This window comes from Bowmanella dokdonensis, assembly GCF_017254865.1.
GTDB classification, from domain to species: domain Bacteria; phylum Pseudomonadota; class Gammaproteobacteria; order Enterobacterales; family Alteromonadaceae; genus Bowmanella; species Bowmanella dokdonensis.
In genome coordinates, this window is the sequence record NZ_JAFKCV010000180.1 from 1 (window position 1) to 359 (window position 359).

The 359-nt window shown below is 47.4% G+C and carries 1 pseudogene; it reads left to right on the top strand.

Annotation, left to right across the window (positions count from 1 at the left end):
* Positions 1–149 (top strand): annotated as a pseudogene (locus J0A66_RS22125) (fluoroquinolone resistance protein); the annotation flags it as partial.
* Positions 150–359: the final 210 nt, after the last annotated feature.

The window sequence follows — 359 nt, forward strand, 5'->3', positions numbered from 1 at the left end:
GAGAGTTCAGTGTAATTGGCTGCAACTTAAGCCATTCGGAATTAGACGGCCTGGATCCACGCCGGGTTGATCTAACTGGTGTCCAAATTTGTGCTTGGCAACAGGAACAGTTACTGGAACAGCTTGGTTTGATTGTCATGCCAGACTAAGGGATATTTCTGGCACCCAATATGGGAAAGCCTAAAATCCTTGCTATCTGAACAGGCAGCCACGCAAACAATAACGCGTTTTATCGTAAAGGAGCAGCCACCGCTTATGAGCCCAAAACAGCTAGTCTCTGCCTGGGTAGACGCCTTCAACCAAGGCAATGCCGATAAGATTACCGAATTCTATGCCAGTGACGCTATTAACCATCAGGT